The 12,977-nt window shown below is 60.2% G+C and carries 11 protein-coding genes; 6 read left to right on the top strand and 5 right to left on the bottom strand.

Features of this window, described 5'->3' with window-relative positions:
• Positions 1-21 precede the first annotated feature (21 nt).
• Positions 22-396 (top strand): hypothetical protein, encoded by a 375-nt coding sequence (locus BMZ46_RS17935; RefSeq protein ID WP_074690617.1) that lies wholly within the window; start codon positions 22-24, stop codon positions 394-396.
• 58 nt (positions 397-454) lie between these two features.
• Here BMZ46_RS17935 and BMZ46_RS17940 read toward each other — a convergent pair whose 3' ends face one another.
• The gene (locus BMZ46_RS17940; RefSeq protein ID WP_074690616.1) at positions 455-679 is read right to left on the bottom strand and encodes a YgdI/YgdR family lipoprotein; all 225 of its coding nucleotides are present in this window, start codon (positions 677-679) and stop codon (positions 455-457) included.
• A gap of 198 nt (positions 680-877) precedes the next feature.
• On the opposite strand from BMZ46_RS17940, the gene BMZ46_RS17945 reads away from it, so the two are divergent.
• From BMZ46_RS17945 to BMZ46_RS17965, 5 genes are all read left to right on the top strand, one after another.
• Complete coding sequence (locus tag BMZ46_RS17945) at positions 878-2,530, top strand: VRR-NUC domain-containing protein (protein ID WP_074690694.1); 1,653 nt, start codon at positions 878-880, stop codon at positions 2,528-2,530.
• On the top strand, positions 2,527-4,812 hold the full coding sequence (locus tag BMZ46_RS17950; protein ID WP_074690615.1) for an ATP-dependent DNA helicase: 2,286 nt from the start codon (positions 2,527-2,529) through the stop codon (positions 4,810-4,812). The genes BMZ46_RS17945 and BMZ46_RS17950 overlap by 4 nt, the downstream gene beginning before the upstream one ends.
• 165 nt (positions 4,813-4,977) lie before the next feature.
• Entirely contained in the window at positions 4,978-5,886 is a 909-nt protein-coding gene (locus BMZ46_RS17955; RefSeq protein WP_039768351.1) for a zeta toxin family protein, read from the top strand.
• Between the two features lie 98 nt (positions 5,887-5,984).
• Positions 5,985-7,925 (top strand): hybrid sensor histidine kinase/response regulator, encoded by a 1,941-nt coding sequence (locus BMZ46_RS17960; RefSeq protein ID WP_074690614.1) that lies wholly within the window; start codon positions 5,985-5,987, stop codon positions 7,923-7,925.
• Positions 7,926-7,979: 54 nt separating this feature from the next.
• Positions 7,980-8,516, top strand: coding sequence for a hypothetical protein (locus BMZ46_RS17965; RefSeq protein WP_074690613.1), 537 nt, complete (start codon positions 7,980-7,982; stop codon positions 8,514-8,516).
• Positions 8,517-8,527: 11 nt separating this feature from the next.
• On the opposite strand, the gene BMZ46_RS17970 is transcribed toward BMZ46_RS17965, so the two are convergent.
• The 4 genes from BMZ46_RS17970 to BMZ46_RS17985 form a co-directional block, all read right to left on the bottom strand.
• On the bottom strand, positions 8,528-9,904 hold the full coding sequence (locus BMZ46_RS17970) for a cation:proton antiporter (RefSeq protein WP_074690612.1): 1,377 nt from the start codon (positions 9,902-9,904) through the stop codon (positions 8,528-8,530).
• Positions 9,905-9,952: 48 nt separating this feature from the next.
• On the bottom strand, positions 9,953-10,564 hold the full coding sequence (locus tag BMZ46_RS17975; protein ID WP_074690611.1) for a Yip1 family protein: 612 nt from the start codon (positions 10,562-10,564) through the stop codon (positions 9,953-9,955).
• 90 nt (positions 10,565-10,654) lie between these two features.
• Entirely contained in the window at positions 10,655-11,512 is an 858-nt protein-coding gene (locus tag BMZ46_RS17980; RefSeq protein ID WP_074690610.1) for a glucose 1-dehydrogenase, read from the bottom strand.
• 95 nt (positions 11,513-11,607) lie between these two features.
• A complete protein-coding gene (locus tag BMZ46_RS17985; RefSeq protein WP_039768358.1) occupies positions 11,608-12,756 on the bottom strand; it encodes a MalY/PatB family protein in 1,149 nt (382 codons plus the stop codon).
• Positions 12,757-12,977: the final 221 nt, after the last annotated feature.

The following is a 12,977-nucleotide window of genomic DNA, read 5'->3' on the forward strand; positions in this document are numbered from 1 at the left end:
ACGAGTACAGGAGATTCACACGTGAAAGGTTTCAAGGGGTATATCGGTATCGCGGGACTGGCGCTGCTGTCGGCCAATGCCTGGGCCGATCTGCCTCACAGCTCGATTCTGAGTCGCTATGGCGTGACACCCGATCAACTGCCAGAGCCGGCCAAAAGCGAAGACGCCAAACCCGTCGAAGAAAAAAACCGCTTTCATATCCAGCCCGAACAACCGTTCGTGACCGTTCGCATCGGCGAAGACCATGAGCCGGAAATGACCGGAAATCTGAGCATCGACCGCATGGCGCAACAGGAGCGTCAGCGCTGCCAGCGCTTGCAGGAAGAACTGGTTCGCCGTGGCGAGCGTCCCTTCAGTTGCGACGGCTCCCTCCCGGGCATGGCGTTACCACGCTGATGAATACAAAAAAGGCTGCGATCCCATAAGGTCGCAGCCTTTTTTGATGTTTTATCCGTCAGTCTTCTTTGCGCACCGTGGCCACTTCGTCGGCACGCACGCGGACTTTGGCGCCGGAAATATCCTTGAACTCGTAGAAGCCATCCTCGGTTTTGGTATCGGGCATGTCTTCGGTCAGGTACTGGGTGCCGTTCTGCAGGGTGACCACCGTTGGCGTCGAGCAACCGGCCAGCGTCAACAGCACAGCTACTGCCAGCGGGATACCCAAGGTTTTGATTTTCATAGGACGGCTTCCTCATTCATTTCGACCATTGTCGGTCCTCTAACGCGGTTGGTGCCGTGACACCCGGAAAAGTTCGATGGCCAAGTGAAAAAAACCGCTTTGCCGATGCCACTGATCTTTTTCCGTTTGCGCCCGCTGGGGCAGACTGGTATCTGTACGCATAACCAGTACTCGCTTGCCATGGCCCCCGAATCTACCGTGACTGCCAATCCCCTCGACGATCCGTTCTATTACCTCAACAACTTCCGCCAGGTGCTTGATTGGCTTGAGCTTCGCTATGCCGATGTCATGAGCGAAACGGAACATGCCTTCATTCGCGAGTTCAAGGCGCTGCCGCGTCCGTCCCAGGGCCTGCTGGTGCGTATGGTGATGCGCAAGGGTGTACATTTCCGGGCCAGCAAGCTGAATTATCCGGAAATCGGCGACATCGCCGAGGCGGCGCAACCGCTGCTGGAGCATGGCTGGCTCCATGAACAGGCGCCGTTGTCGATGGCGGAACTGTTCGAGGTGTTGCTCAAGGCCGAGATCCTGCAAGCCTTCGGCCCGGCCATCGACCAGCCCCGAGGCAAGAAAGTCGACTGGTTGCCGCAGCTGCACGAACAATTCCCCGAGCCCCGCAGTTTCGTGCAATGGTGCCCGGCGCTGGCGGATCGGCTGTTCAGCCTGACGCTGATGGACCTGTGCGACCGTTTTCGCCTGATGTTCTTCGGCAATCTCTATCAGGACTGGTCGGAATTCGTGCTCGCCGACCTCGGCATCTTCACTTATGAAAAAGTCGAGTTCAGCGCCGATTCCCGGGGTTTGCGCAGCCGTGCCGACGTCGATGCCTGCCTGTTTCTGCATGACTGTCAGCTGTATTTCGAAGCCGGCGAGCCGCTGGAGCCGATCGTCGAACAAGTCGCGGCGCTGCATTTCGATAACCCGTGGCTGCAACGCCGACGCGGCAAGCTGTTGTTCCAGATCGGCCAATACTGCGAGCGCCTCGGCGAATTCGCCCTGGCGCTGAAGATCTATCGCGACTGCGCCTATCCCGGCGCGCGATTGCGGATGATCCGCGTGCTGGAGCGCAGCGCCGAATATGCGTTGGCTCTCGAACTGGCGGTCATTGCCGAGCAGGCGCCGGAAACCGCTACCGAACAGCAGGGCCTGCAACGGGTGTTGCCGCGTTTGCGACGCAAGCTCGGCGGGCCACCGATCAAACGCACGGCGCCTAGCCTGGTGGAGCGGCTGGATCTGCACCTGCCGCGTATCGATCCGGCATTGTCGGTGGAATATCACGTCCAAGCGCACTTGCACGACGAAACGGGCCCGGTGCATTACGTGGAAAACAGCCTGATCAACTCACTGTTCGGCCTGCTGTGCTGGCCGGCGATCTTCGCGCCGCTGCCGGGCGCGTTCTTTCACCCGTTCCAGCGCGGGCCGGTGGATCTGCTCAACGAGGACTTCCAGTTCCGTCGCGCCGAGCTGTTTCAGGCCTGTCTGGCCGAGCTCGACGATGGCCGTTATGCAGACACCATCCGCGCGCGGTTCACCACCAAATGGGGTGTGCAGTCGCCGTTCGTGTTCTGGGGCGCGCTCAATGAAGAACTGCTGGAGCAAGCTTTGGCTTGTCTGCCGGCCGAACACCTCAAGCACTGGTTCAGCCGTCTGCTGCTGGACATCAAGGCCAATCGCGCCGGCATGCCCGACCTGATCCAGTTCTGGCCGCAGCACAGGACCTACCGGATGATCGAAGTCAAAGGCCCGGGCGATCGGCTGCAAGACAATCAATTGCGCTGGCTGGAGTTCTGCCACACGCACCGGATGCCGGTCGCCGTGTGTTACGTGCAATGGGCGGAGCAGGGCGCTTGAGCTACAGCATCGCCGTGCGGGCATTGTGCGAATTCACCGCGAAAACCGGTGACCTCGACTTGCGCTTCACCCCGTCACCGACCGCGCTGGAGGGGATTGCCGGGCATCGCACCGTGGCGTCCCGGCGCAACGACGCCTACCAGAGCGAAGTGGCGCTGGAGGGCGCATTCGGGCCATTGAAGGTCAAGGGCAGGGCGGACGGCTACGACCCGACGCAGAACTGCCTGGAAGAGGTCAAAACCTACCGTGGCGACCTGGGCAAGCAACCGGCCAATCACCGTTCGTTGCATTGGGCCCAGGCGAAGATTTACGGCTGGTTGATGTGCTGCCGATTGCAGCTTGAGCAGATCAATCTGGCGCTGGTGTATTTCGACATCGTCACGGAAAAGGAAACCTGCCTGGTCGAGGCGTTCAGCGCTGATGCGCTGCGACAGTTCTTCGAACAGCAGTGCGGTTTGTTCCTCGCGTGGGCCGAACAGGAAATGGCCCACCGCGAAGCGCGCAACCGGGCGGCGCAGCAGCTGGGTTTTCCCCATGCCACGTTTCGCCCCGGCCAGCGTCACCTCGCCGAATCGGTGTTCAAAGCCGTCAGCACCGGGCGCTGCCTGATGGCCCAGGCCCCGACCGGGATCGGCAAGACCCTCGGCACCCTGTTTCCGATGCTCAAGGCATTGGCGCCGCAACAACTGGACAAGGTCTACTTCCTCACTGCCAAGACACCCGGACGCAAACTGGCGCTGGATGCGGCGCAAGTGCTGTTCGAGCACAGCGAAACCTTGCCCCTGCGGGTGCTGGAAATGGTCGCCCGGGACAAGGCCTGCGAACACCCGGACAAGGCCTGTCACGGTGAATCCTGCCCGTTGGCCCAGGGCTTTTACGACCGTTTACCCGCCGCCCGTGAGGCTGCCAGCCAATTGCGCCTGCTGGATCAGGCCGCACTGCGGGACGTCGCGGCGCGGCACGGGGTGTGTCCGTATTACCTGAGCCAGGAAATGGCCCGCTGGGCCGACGTGGTGGTGGCGGACTACAACTATTACTTCGATTTCAGCGCGCTGCTGTTCGGTCTCGCGCAGTTCAATCAATGGAACATTGCGGTGTTGGTGGACGAGTCGCACAACCTGGTCGAGCGCGGGCGGCAGATGTACAGCGCCACTCTCGATCAGGCGACACTGGGCAGCGTGCGCAAAACCGCGCCCGAGGTCCTGAAAAAGTCTTTGCAACGGGTCAATCGTGAATGGAACGCGCTGCACAATGACCAGTTCGCGCCGTATCAGGCCTACGACAAGGCGCCGGAAAAACTGTTGCAGGCGCTCTCATCCTGCACGGCGAGCATCGGCGACTACCTCAACGATCACCCGCAAGGGCTCGACAGCGGACTGCAGAACTTCTACTTCGAAATGCTGCAATTCGGCCGGGTGGCGGAACTGTTCGACGCGCATTATCTGTTCGACATCAGCAAACGCGATCTCGAACGCAAACGCCCGTTATCACAACTGTGCCTGCGCAACGTGGTGCCGGCGGCGTTCATCGGCCCGCGCCTGACGGCGGCGCGCAGCAGCGTGCTGTTTTCCGCCACCCTCAGCCCGCGCCACTATTACGCGGATTTGCTCGGCACCCCGGCCGACACGGTCTGGATCGACGTCGAGTCGCCGTTCAGCGCCGAACAATTGCAGGTGCAGATCGTCAGCCGGATTTCCACGCGTTTCACGCACCGGCAAGCATCGCTGGAACCGATTGTCGAGCTGATCGCCCGCCAGTTCAGTGAACGTCCGGGCAACTACCTGGCGTTCTTCAGCAGCTTCGATTACCTGCAACAGGTCGCGCAGTTGCTCGCCGAGCGGCACCCACACATCACCCGCTGGCAGCAATCCCGAGGCATGACCGAAGGCGCGCGGCAGGACTTTCTCGATCAATTCACCGCCGACAGCCAGGGCGTCGGTTTTGCCGTGCTCGGCGGCGCCTTCGGTGAGGGCATCGATCTGCCCGGCGCGCGGCTGATCGGCGCGTTCATCGCCACCCTCGGGCTGGCACAGCTCAATCCGGTCAATGAACAGATGAAGCGCCGTATGGCAGCGATCTTCGGTGCGGGCTACGACTACACCTATCTTTTCCCAGGCGTGCAGAAAGTGGTGCAGGCTGCCGGGCGGGTGATCCGTACCCAGCAGGATCGCGGCGTGGTGATGCTGATCGATGATCGTTTTGCCGAAAGCCGAATCAAGCAATTATTGCCGTTCTGGTGGTCGTTGAGCAGTGAGAATCCGGTTGGCGATGTTGCGGGATAACGTCAGTGCGACTTGAGGGGATTTTACTTGGACTTGTAGGACATATTTCCTTATAAAACAGCGACATATCTTGTGAAAAACCCCCTTTGATAAATCGCGAACTTCAGTCTTTATTCAGTAAGCCGGATCTCGGTCTCTCGCGATATTTGATAAGGAAATCAATATATGTCCGCTACCCACACTTATACGTATACCTCCGAGCAGGTCACTTCAGCCTTCAATGACATCAGCACAACCCTGTTCGCCGGAATCACTGCACAGCTCACACCCACTATCCTGGTGACAGCCGGAGTGCAAAGCTCGGGGAAAACCTACCTGCTGGAAAAACAACTGCTTCCTTCCGGCCTCTATAAAAATTACGTCCGTCTGTATCTGCCGGAGTATCGGGAGAAGCATCCGCAATACCAGGAGATGATCAAGCTGGGCACGTTGCACGCCTACGAACATACGAATGACTTCATTCGTGATTTGAGCAGGAAAATCTTTGAACGGGCTTTTGAGCAAAAGCTCAACATCATTTTCGAATGCGCGTTCGACAGTATCGAGTTTGCGACTCTGCCTGACTACATGGCCAACGCCGGTTACAGGCTTGAGGTTCACATCGTGGCCTGCAACTATCCGTTCGCATTTATTTCCGGCGTCCAGAGAGGGTTCAAAAGCCTGGAGAAAGGCGAGCTCGAACGTTTTGTCCGACCTTCGGAACTGAAATCCAGTTTTGGAAATGCCCACGCAGTGATCTACGCGCTCGACGCTGCGGCCAAAAGAGTCGGCGGCTCACAGGTGTTCCTTTACGAACGAGGTTTTGGGGCCATGAGGGAGCGTGTCGTGCGTGCGCACAGCTTGTATGCTCGAGATATGCAGAACAAGCTCTCCGTTACCTCAACATCCACGCCGTTCAGCTACAGCGCCTATGAGCGCATCATCGGCAAATCGCTCAACAGCGACAGCGAACGTCACGAGGTGATCAAGGAGAGTCATCTCGCCCTGCACAAGGCTGCGCAGTATGCAATGCAGGTACCGGACTTTCTTTTCGATGCACTTTATGCCCGGATCGCCAAATATGTTCAACGTTGAGCGAGCCGAGGTTCGGACATGAGGTGCTATTGCGCCTTTCCATTCCGCTGGTTTGCCGCATACTCGGGTTATTGAAGATCTGTTTCGAGCCAAGCCTGATGAGCGATAACAAGAAGTCCGCTGCAATCGAAGACATGCGTTTTCGTTTGCTGATCGATGCGGTGGTCGATTACGCGATCTACATGATCGACCCCGAAGGCATCATCACCAGCTGGAACTCCGGCGCCAAACGCTTCAAGGGTTACGAAGAAGCCGAGATCCTTGGCGAGCACTTTTCAAGGTTCTACACCGACGAAGATCGCGCCAACGGTATGCCGCAGCGGGCGCTGGACACGGCGATCCGCGAAGGCCGGTTCGAGGGTGAGGGCTGGCGGGTACGCAAGGATGGCACGCATTTCTGGTGCCACGTGGTGATCGATCCAATTTTCAGCCCGAGCGGGCAACTGCTCGGGTTTGCCAAGATCACCCGCGACCTGACCGACCGCAAGATGGCCGAAGAAACCCTCAAACAGAGCGAACAGCAGTTTCGCCTGCTGGTGCAGGGCGTCAGCGACTACGCGATCTACATGCTCAGCCCGGACGGCCGCGTGTCCAACTGGAACCCTGGTGCGCAGCGGATCAAGGGCTACAGGCCGGAAGAGGTCATCGGCCAGCACTTTTCGATGTTCTACACCCCTGAAGATCGTGAGATCGGCGAACCCCAGCGCGCTCTGGAAACTGCTGCGCGCGAGGGCCGTTTCGAAAACAAGAGCTGGCGTCTGCGCAAGGACGGTACGCGGTTTCTGGCGCATGTGGTGGTCGATGCGATCCGTGGCGAGACCGGCACCTTGCTGGGTTTCGCCAAGATCACCAGGGACGTGACCGAAGCCACCGAGGCGCAACAGGCACTGGAGAAAACCCGTGAAGCGCTGTTCCAGGCGCAGAAAATGCAGGCCATCGGTCAGTTGAGCGGAGGTATCGCCCACGACTTCAACAACTTGCTGACGGTGATCCTCGGCAACCTGGAAATCGTGCGCAAACGTATGGGCGACGACCCGAAAGTCAGCCGCCTGCTGGAAAACGCCACGCAGGGAGCATTGCGCGGCGTATCGCTGACCCAACGCATGCTGGCCTTTGCCCGGCGGCAGGAGCTCAAGACCGAACCGATCGATATCCCGAAACTGGTGCAGGGCATCACCGGGTTGTTGCGCAGCTCACTCGGGCCCGGGATCCGCATCGAAACGCAGTTTCCCGAAGACCTGCAAGCGGTGCTGGCCGACAGCAATCAGCTCGAACTGGCGGTGCTCAACCTCGCCACCAACGCCCGCGACGCCATGCCCGAGGGCGGCAGCGTCACCATCAGCGCGGAACCTGAAGTGGTCATCGAACAAAACGATTCGACGCTCGCGGCCGGGCGTTATGTCTGTCTGCGGGTGACCGATACCGGGGAAGGCATGGACGCTGATACGCTGGCGTCGGCAACCGATCCGTTTTTCACCACCAAGGGTTTGGGCAAGGGCACCGGCCTGGGATTGTCGATGGTCCATGGCTTCATCGAACAACTGGGCGGCCGGTTCATTCTGAAAAGTATCAAGGGGCAGGGCACCACTGCTGAGCTCTGGTTACCGGTCGCCATCGACGGAGTCGCGACCCAATCGTCCGGCACGATGGTGTCCACCGTTACAGTGCCGCGCCTCAGCGTGCTGGTGGTGGATGATGACAGTCTGGTGCGTACCAGCACCGTCCTGCTGCTGGAAGACCTTGGCCATCGGGTGATCAGCGCCGCCTCTGGTACCCACGCGCTCGAGCTGTTTGACCAGGGAGAGGTCATCGACCTGATGATCACCGACATGGCCATGCCGCATATGAGCGGCGCGCAACTGGCTCATGCCGTGCGTTTGCTCAAGCCGGATCTGCCGATCATTCTCGCCACCGGCTTTGCCGAACGCCTCGAAGGCTTCGCAGCGGGGTTGCCACGGCTGTCGAAACCGTTCAATCAGATGAATCTTGTAACGATTATTGCCCAGACGATGAAACGAACCGGGACTGAATCCGGCTGAACTTGTCCGCGACGAGGCGGCTCCAAACGCTTTGCCTTTCGGAGCGTTCGTACCGTGCCTCGCATACTGACCCAACCGACCGCCGAAGAAACCCAGACCGAACACAACGCGAAGATGTTCGGTTCGCCCAAGGAGCGACTGGATTTCTACCGTCGGGAAATCCAGTACGAAACCAGCATCCTGGCCAACCGCACCGACGCGTACCTGGCGGCACAATCGTTTCTGGTGATTGCCTTTGCGTCCTGCATGGCCAACCTCAACCCGGAATGGGGCAAGCTGTTCACCCTGGTGGTGCCGCCGTTTCTGGCGTTACTCGGACTGCTCAGTTCGCTCAACGCCTGGCCGGGGATTCGCGCCGCCTACGACATCATTGATCATTGGCACTTCAAGCAGAGTGAACTGCTGCGCAGCGAACCGCTGATGGGCCTGGCTTATGACGAATCGCCGTTATTCAGCGAAATGGAGTCGAGCCACAAGGGGTATCGCAAGTCATTGCTGTTTTCCATTCGTACGCCGTGGATTTTCGCCACATTCTGGATGTTGCTCGGCAGCTATGCCTTCTATATTCAGGTGACCAATCCGGGAGGATAAATGACACCCCGCTATCGAGCCCGGTCATCATGGCCGGGCTTTTTTCGCCCGTTTCTGTTCTTGCGCCGCTCATAGCTGGCGAGGATCGGCTGGGTGCTGACGCCGTGCAGCAGAATGCTCAGCGCCACCACCGACAGGGTCAGGTCGGTACACAGCGTGGCCACGCTGTCGCCCAACCCATGGTTCAGCGCATAGAAGAGATAGTACAGACTGCCGATGCCGCGAATGCCGAACCAGCCGATCAATAACCGTTGGCGCTTGGCCAACAGCGATCCCCACGGCATCAACGCTACGCAGGCCGGGCGAATGACACAGAACAATACCCCGCCGACCAGCAGCGCCCGCCAATCCCAGTGACTGACCAGCACTACCCCCAGAAGCGTGACCAGAAACACCTCCATCGCCCGTTCCACCAAACCGCCGAACGCGAGCATGTCGCCCATCATGATCCCGGCCGCCACCTGACTGTCTTCCAGCCGCTCGGTATCGCCGTGCACCGCCTGCTGCGGCTCGACGTTCTGATGACCGACAATCGGTTGCACCATATGCTCGGCGGGTGGTTGGTGGGCGCCGGTGGATTTGACTTCCTCCTGTCGCAAGCCGAGGCCGGCGGCGAATACCGACAGAAAGCCGTAGCCACCAATGGATTCAGCCACGACGTACGCCAGCGCAATCAACGCCAGGGCCAGATAGTCGTTCGGGCTCAGGGTGCTGTCATCGTTGCGGATACGCAGCGAGAGGGTCAGTCGACCAATGCCACGGCCCATCCAGTAGCCGCAAAGCAACCCGGCCGGAACCGCCCACAAAAGGCTGCGCAGTACCCAGTCGGGCCACTCGGCGGCAAACCCTTCACCGTGCAGCAGCAACAGCCCGAGGATCACGAAGGGAAATGCAACGCCGTCGTTGAGCCCGGCCTCGCCGGACAGGCCGAAACGCACGCTGTCGACGTCCCGCGCATCGTTAACCTGCACCAGCGCCGCGAGCACCGGGTCGGTCGGAGCCAGAATCGCGCCGATCAACAGCGAAGGGCCCCAATTCAGGTTCAGGCCAAAATGCAGCAACAGGCAGACGCCAATGATCGTCAGCACCATCACCGGACCTGCCAGACCGAATGCAATCCGCCAGCGTTTGTCGCGCAATGGCAAACGTAACTTCAAACCGCAGACGAACAGGGAAAACAGCACCGCGACTTCGGTCAGGTGCTCCATCCACAAAGAGGCTTCGTCCAGCGGCAGTTTCAGCAGATCGAGCCCGGACGGCCCGATGCCAACCCCCAGCAGCAAACAGACAGCGGAAGTCGTCACCGGCATCCAGCGAAGATAGGACGACGTCAGCGCCAGGGTCAGCAGCACGGCACCGAGCACCGCCACCCAGATGATGAAGCTCATGACGCGCGGCCCGTAAGGTCAGTTCGATGCCGCCCCGACATAACCGGCCTAACCCGCAGTCGTGCGCAGGTATTCCGGCGTCAGCACGTTGAACCACAGCAGGATCATCGACACCAACAACGTCACCAGCACCAGCAGCGCGACACCCCAGACACTGGCCGAATACAGCAAACCCTGTTCCTTGCGCTCGTGCATGAAAGTCGGCAGGCCGACGAACAGCAGAAACGTCGAATAGATCGACGCTGCGCCGAGCACCAGCACCGCCAGCCAGCGGCTGGGATACAGGCCGGCGAGACCGGCGATGAAAAACGGGGTTACGGTGTATGCCGCGAAACCGATGCACTGGTTGAGCGTCGGCCGCGCATCGAAGGTGCGCGACATCCAGCGGATGAAACCGCCGATGATCGCCACGCCGACGACAATAGTGATGTAGAGCAAGATGCTCAGCTGCAACGCACTGGCACTGCTGAGCCTCACGGATTCACCGACTGCCAGGCTCCAGCCGACATAGGTGGTGCCGATGAACAGGCACACCGCCGGGACAAGGGCCAGCAATAGCAGATGGGTCAGGTAATGACGCGGGTGGGCCTCTTCTTCGCGACGGATGTCGGTCCAGGCGAAGTTCGGCTGGGTGAAGAGTTTGATAATAGGCGCAGACATGACGACCTCCTGATCTCTTGCAACCCGAACGGGCCATGAAGGTATGGAGAGGTCGCCGTGTCCAGCGGTTCACTTTTTCTGGCAAGCGGTTCAGAGCATCGGTTTGCCGCCGGTCACGCCATAGCGCTGGCCGGTGATGTAGCTGGCCTCATCCGATGCCAGCAGCACGTAGATCGGCGCGACCTCCACTGGCTGGCCGGGACGCCCGAGTGGGGTTTGCTCGCCAAAATGCTGCACTTCCTCATCGGGCATGGTCGAGACAATCAGCGGCGTCCAGATCGGCCCCGGTGCCACGCAATTCACGCGGATTTCCCTCGGGCCGAGCATTTGCGCCAGACCACCGGTGAAATTGGCGATGGCGCCTTTGGTGGTGGCGTAGGCGAGCAGGGTGGGCTTGGGCATGTCCGAGTTGATCGAACTGGTGTTGATGATGGAGGAGCCAGGTCCCATGTGTTTGATGGCGGCCTGACACAGGCGGAAGATCGCGGTGATGTTGACGTCGAAGGTCATCACCCATTCATCGTCAGGAATCTCCTCGAAGGTTTCATGGGTCATCTGGAAGGCCGCGTTGTTGACCAGCACGTCGATTCGGCCGAAGCGCTCGACGGTTTGATCCACCAACGCCTGGCATTGGGCTTTCTGGGCAATGTCACCAGGCAGCAACAGGCACTGGCGGCCGGCTTGTTCTACCCAGCGCGCGGTTTCCCTGGCGTCTTCGTGTTCATTTAAATAGGCGACCGCTACATCGGCACCTTCGCGGGCGAAGGCAATGGCCACAGCACGGCCGATGCCACTGTCGGCACCGGTGATCAAGGCAATCTTGCCGGCCAGCCGACCGGAGCCGGTGTAGCTCTGTTCGCCGCAATCAGGATACGGCTCCATTTTGCGCTGCGAACCGGGAACCGGTTGCGCCTGTTTCGGGAACGGGGGTTTTGGATAGTCGGTCATCGTCAATCTCCGGGTCTCATGGCAAGTAGGCCGGTTGACCCGGCCCGTTTGCGCTGAGTTCGATCGGATTGACGCTTGGGTTTGCCCTGACGTGATTACCGGGACTTGAGGGCTCGCTCCATCCGGGCAATGCCTTCTTCCAGCATCGAACGCGGGCAACCGAAGTTCAGGCGCACGAATTGCTGGCTGTGGTCGCCAAAGTCCAGACCCGGGCTGAGGCCGACACGAGCGTGGTCCAGGAAGAACTTCTGCGGGTCGTCCAGATCCAGCGCCGAGCAATCGAGCCAGGCCAGATACGTGCCTTGCGGCACATTGAGGGTCACGCCGGGCAAGCGGCTGCGCACCGCGTCCACCAGCCAGTCACGGTTGGCTTGTAGGTACTGCTTCAGCGCCTCAAGCCACGGACCGGCTTCGCTGTAGGCCACGCGGGTGGCTTCCATGCCCAGCGGGTTGACGCTGTCGACCATGCCGCAGCGGGCGTGGTTGACGCGCTCGCGCAGGGCCGCGTCCTGGATGATCATGAACGAAGTCTTGAGGCCGGCGATGTTGTAGGCCTTGCTCGCCGACATCAGGGTGATGGTGCGGCGGGATATTTCCGGGCTCAGGGACGCAGTCGGAATGTGCACGCGGCCGTCGTAGCACAGCTCGGCGTGGATTTCGTCGGAGATGATCCAGGCGTCCTGCGCCACGCAGATGTCCGCCACGGCTTGCAGTTCTTCACGGCCAAAGACCTTGCCGATCGGGTTGTGCGGGTTGCTCAGGAGCAGGGCGCCGCCACCTTTCAGGGATTCACGCAGTGCGTCCAGCGGGGTGGCGTAGCTGCCGTCGGCCTGGGCGTTGAATTCCAGTTCGACCTTGTTCAGGCCCCAATGACCCGGTGCATGGCGCAGCGGCGGATAATTCGGGGTTTGCACCACGACATTCTGCTGCGGTTGCACCAGCGCCTTGAGCGCCATGTTGAAACCCGACTCCACACCCGGCAGGAAGATCAGCTCCTGCGGTTTGACCCGCCAGGCGAACTTGTTCCAGAGGTCGGCGACGATGGCCTGGCGCAGATTGTCCTGGGCCACGCTGTAGCCCACCAATGGGTGCAGCAGGCGTTGGTGCAGCGCCTCAATGACCACCGGCGGGGCGGCGAAATCCATGTCAGCGACCCACATTGGCAACACGTCGGCCGGGTAGCGGCTCCACTTGGTGCTGCCGGTGTCGTGGCGGTCGAATACCTGATCAAAATCGAAAGTCATGCGCGGTCTCTGAAGCGGAGATGGGTCGTGCCCGCCATGATAAGCCCATGCCCTTGAAGGAGCACACAAAACCTGTGGGAGGTGATGCTCCGACAAACGGCCGACGGTCGGTTTTCACACAGGCGGCAGAGGCTTTGTCTACAGTGAAAAAGTCGGCACTCGTGTGCCGCAACCGTGATTGTCCAGAACAAACCCGGCACCAGTACCGGGTTCCACCTGAT

Source organism: Pseudomonas sp. NFIX49 (genome assembly GCF_900115915.1).
Taxonomy (GTDB): domain Bacteria; phylum Pseudomonadota; class Gammaproteobacteria; order Pseudomonadales; family Pseudomonadaceae; genus Aquipseudomonas; species Aquipseudomonas pharyngis.